Origin of the sequence: Dietzia sp. DQ12-76 (genome assembly GCF_014145045.1) — a bacterium.
In the GTDB taxonomy this organism is placed as follows: domain Bacteria; phylum Actinomycetota; class Actinomycetes; order Mycobacteriales; family Mycobacteriaceae; genus Dietzia.
The window spans coordinates 1-3,966 of sequence record NZ_JAALDV010000295.1 but is presented as its reverse complement, the minus strand read 5'-3'; the positions used below and the strand labels follow the sequence as shown (position 1 = coordinate 3,966).

The 3,966-nt window shown below is 68.6% G+C and carries 2 protein-coding genes and 2 pseudogenes; 1 reads left to right on the top strand and 3 read right to left on the bottom strand.

Translation table 11 applies throughout. The annotated features are described in order from the left end of the window. From G6019_RS10580 to G6019_RS10570, 3 genes and pseudogenes are all read right to left on the bottom strand, one after another. A pseudogene (locus tag G6019_RS10580) lies at positions 1-186 on the bottom strand (TatD family hydrolase); the annotation flags it as partial. 9 nt (positions 187-195) lie between these two features. Further along, positions 196-2,034, bottom strand: coding sequence for a methionine--tRNA ligase (gene metG / locus G6019_RS10575; RefSeq protein WP_107756952.1), 1,839 nt, complete (start codon positions 2,032-2,034; stop codon positions 196-198). 59 nt (positions 2,035-2,093) lie between these two features. Continuing rightward, a complete protein-coding gene (locus G6019_RS10570) occupies positions 2,094-3,650 on the bottom strand; it encodes a BCCT family transporter (RefSeq protein WP_182612958.1) in 1,557 nt (518 codons plus the stop codon). 81 nt (positions 3,651-3,731) lie between these two features. Here G6019_RS10570 and G6019_RS10565 point away from each other — a divergent pair. Then, positions 3,732-3,966: pseudogene (locus G6019_RS10565) on the top strand (aminodeoxychorismate synthase component I); the annotation flags it as partial.

Sequence of the window (3,966 nt, the reverse complement as noted above, 5' to 3'; positions counted from 1 at the left end):
GGACTCCGCCAGGTCGTCGCCCACGGTCACCATCGCCGCCACCCCCGCCAGGGCCGCCCGATCCGCCGCGCCACGCACCTCGTCCGCCGTGCGATGACCGCAGGAGTACAGGTGCGTGTGGGCGTCGACCAGGCCCGGCAGCGGCTCGGGGAGGACGGGCGTCGGACGGGGCTTGCGCTTACCCATGGGTCCCGGTCACTCCGCCTGCTGGATCGGCGCCCAGTCGGGCCCGGTCTCGGCGAGATCCGGGTCGACCTTGGCGAACAGGGGGCTGGGCTTGGCCAGCGGGGTCCCGGGGGTCAGCTCGGTACGCGCCCACCGGGCCTGCTCGGAGGCGTAGTCACCCATGATGACGGGATAGCTGCGACCGGCCTCGGGCAGCCCCGCACCGACCAGGTCCACCGGCATGTCGTCGGTCACCTCGTGGACCTGCGGCGCCGCGGCCCACACCCCCTGCCCGCCGATCGCGCCGTGGATCTGCTGCGCGGCGGACGGCAGATAGGGGGTGAGCAGGGTGTTGGCGTCGGAGACCACCTGCAGGGCGGTGTGCAGGACGGTGCCCAGGCGCTCGCGTTGGTCGGGGTCCTTGGCGAGCTTCCACGGTTCGGTGGCGGCGATGTACCGGTTGGCGGCGCCGACGATCCGCATGGCCTCGGTGGCACCGGCCTTGAAGCGGGAACGCTCGAGATGGCCGCCGACCGTGGCGAAGGCGGCCTCCGCGTCGCGCAGCAGTTCGGCGTCCAGATCGGTCAGGGTCGCGGGCCGGGGGATCTCGCCGAAGTTCTTGTGCGCCATCGACACCGTGCGGTTGACCAGGTTGCCCCAGCCGCCCACCAGCTCGGCGTTGGTACGTCGGACGAACTCGTCCCAGGTGAAGTCGGTGTCCTGGTTCTCCGGGCCGGCCACCGAGATGAAGTACCTCAGCGAATCGGGGCCGAACTCCGCCAGGAAGTCGCGGACGTAGATCACCACCCCGCGCGAGGAGGAGAACTTGGACCCGGACATGGTGAGGAACTCGGACGAGACCACCTCGGTGGGCAGATTCAGCGCGCCGAGCGCCCCCGGCCGTCCGCCGTGCGCGCCCCGGCCGTCGTAGCCGATGAGCTCGGCCGGCCAGATCTGCGAGTGGAAGGTGATGTTGTCCTTGCCCATGAAATAGTGGGACACGGCCTCGGGGTCGGTCCACCACCGCCGCCACGCCTCGGGCTCGCCGGAGCGCCAGGCCCACTCGATGGAGGCGGAGAGGTACCCCACGACGGCGTCGAACCACACGTAGAGCTTCTTGTCTCCGCGATCCTGCCACCCCTCGACCGGGATCGGGATACCCCAGTCGATGTCGCGGCTCATCGCCCGCGGACGAAGGTCCTCGAGGAGGTTGAGCGAGAACTTCAGGACGTTGGGTCGCCAGTCCTTCCGCCCGGAGAGCCAGTCCCCCAGCGAGTCCGCGAGCGCGGGCAGGTCGAGAAACCAGTGCTCGGTCTCGATGAACGTCGGGGTCTCCCCGTTGATCTTGGAGACCGGGTTCGTCAGGTCCGCCGGGTCGAGCTGGTTGCCGCAGTTGTCGCACTGGTCACCGCGGGCACCGTCGTAGCCGCAGATCGGGCAGGTGCCCTCGATGTACCGGTCCGGCAGCGTGCGGCCCGTGGACGGGCTCACGGCCCCGGTGGTGGTCTTGGCCACCATGTACCCGTTGCTGTGCAGACCGCGGAAGAGTTCCTGGACCACCGCGTAGTGGTTCCGGGTGGTGGTCCGGGTGAACAGGTCGTAGCTCAGCCCCAGGCCCGCCAGGTCGTCGACGATGACCCGGTTGTACCGGTCGGCGAGTGACTGGACCGACACGCCCTCCTTCTCGGCCTGCACCAGAAGCGGGGTGCCGTGCTCGTCGGTGCCCGAGACCATCAGGACGTCGTTGCCCGCCATCCGCTGGTACCTGGAGAAGACGTCCGACGGCACCCCGAAACCCGAGACGTGACCGATGTGCCGGGGGCCGTTCGCGTACGGCCATGCGACCGCGGTCAGGACTGTCTTCGCCATGGGTCCCAGACTAGTGGTCGCGTCCGCGGGGTCCGTGCCGGGCGTACACCCGGCCCGCCTCATGCGTTCTCGGCCGCCGGATCGCTCGAGAGCGACTTGTGGATCGACACGCACAGGGCGATCAGCACCAGCACGAACGGTGACGCCGCGATGATGGTCATGTTCTGCAGACTCGACAGCGCGTTCCCGCCTCCGTCACCGGCCACCAGCATGATGATCGCGACCGCGGCCGTGAACGAGCCCATGAGCATGACGATCCACCGCGAGGGCTCCTCGATCCCGTACTGGGCCATCCCGCCCATGACGATCGACGCCGAGTCGGCCGAGGTGATGAAGAAGACGGCGATGAGCGCCATCGCCACCACCATCAGCACCGGCGCGAGGGGGAGCTCGCGGAGCAGGTTGAACAGCTGCGGTTCGAGAGAACCGTCCCCGAAGACGCTTCGTCCGGCCTCCTCGAGGTAGAGGGCGAAGCCACCGAAGATGGAGAACCAGATCACCGACAGGGTGCTGGGGACCAGGACCACGCCGATGATGAACTCGCGGACCGTGCGGCCGCGGCTGATCCGGGCGAGGAACATGCCGACGAAGGGCGACCAGGAGATCCACCACGCCCAGTAGAAGACGGTCCACGAGGACAGCCACCCGGCGGCTTCACCGTTCTCACTCACCGCGGTGCGGGAGGCCATCTCGAAGAAGTCGGAGAAGTAGGTGCCGATCGTGGTGGGGATGAGGTCGAGCATGAAGAACAGGGCCCCCGAGAAGATGGCCACGAACAGGGCGAGCGAGACGGCCAGCACCAGGTTGATGTTGGACAGGATCCGGATGCCGTTGCCGATCCCGGAGGCGGCCGAGGCGAGGAACACCAGTCCCAGCACCACGATGACGCCCACCACGAGGGCGATCCCGCCGCCGTCGACCGCGCCGGTCTCGTTGAGCCCGGCCCGGATCTGCAGCGCGCCCAGCCCCAGCGAGGCCGCGGTGCCGAAGATGGTGGCCACGACGGTCGCCACGTCGAGCACCTTGCCGATCCACCCGCTGGCCCGCTTCTGACCGATGAGCGGGACGAACGCCTGGGAGACCAGATGCCCGCGCTTGAAGCGGTACGCGGCCAGGCCGAGCGCGAGGCCGACGACGGCGTACATCGCCCACGGGTGCAGGGTCCAGTGGAAGGCCGTGGTGGCCATGGCCACGTCGTACTGCTGCTCCTGCCCGGGGGGCGGGGTCTGGTAGTGCGTGAGCGGCTCGGAGACGCCGTAGAACATCAGGCCGATGCCCATACCGGCGGCGAACATCATCGCGATCCAGGACTTGGTGGAGTACTCCGGCTTCTCGTTGTCGCCACCCAGACGGATCCCGCCGAAGCGGGAGAACGCGAGGTAGATCGTGTAGGCCACGACGGTGGTGGAGACGAGGATGAACAACCAGCCCACGGTCTCGACCACCAGCGAGAACGCATTACCCGCGGCGTTCTCGAACGACGCCGTGTAGAACGCACCCCAGACCACCACGATGAGGGCGATCACGGTGGTCGGGATGATCACGGCGAGGTCGGCTCGGGGCTTACCGACCGGAGTCGAGGCGGGGTCACTCTTCTGTTGGCTGGAACTGGACATTCATGAAACCTTGTCAACAACTTCCGCAGAGTGCAAGGTAATAACTTCTTCACCTGCACAGTCGCGTGTAAGCATGAACGGGTGCCCGACCGTCTGATAACCGTCCCGGACCTGCTCCGCGCGCTGCACGGTCGGTCGCGGTCACTGGGTCTGGCGCCCCCCGCCGCCTTCCTCGGCGACTGGCACGACCACCGTGCCGTGGTGGTGCCGTCGGTGCACCTCGAGCCCGTCGCGCACCCCGCCGCCTTCGAGGAGAGCGACCAGCTCGTCGTCGTCTACCGCTCCTTCCCCGACGCCGTGCCGGGCGCCGCCCCGC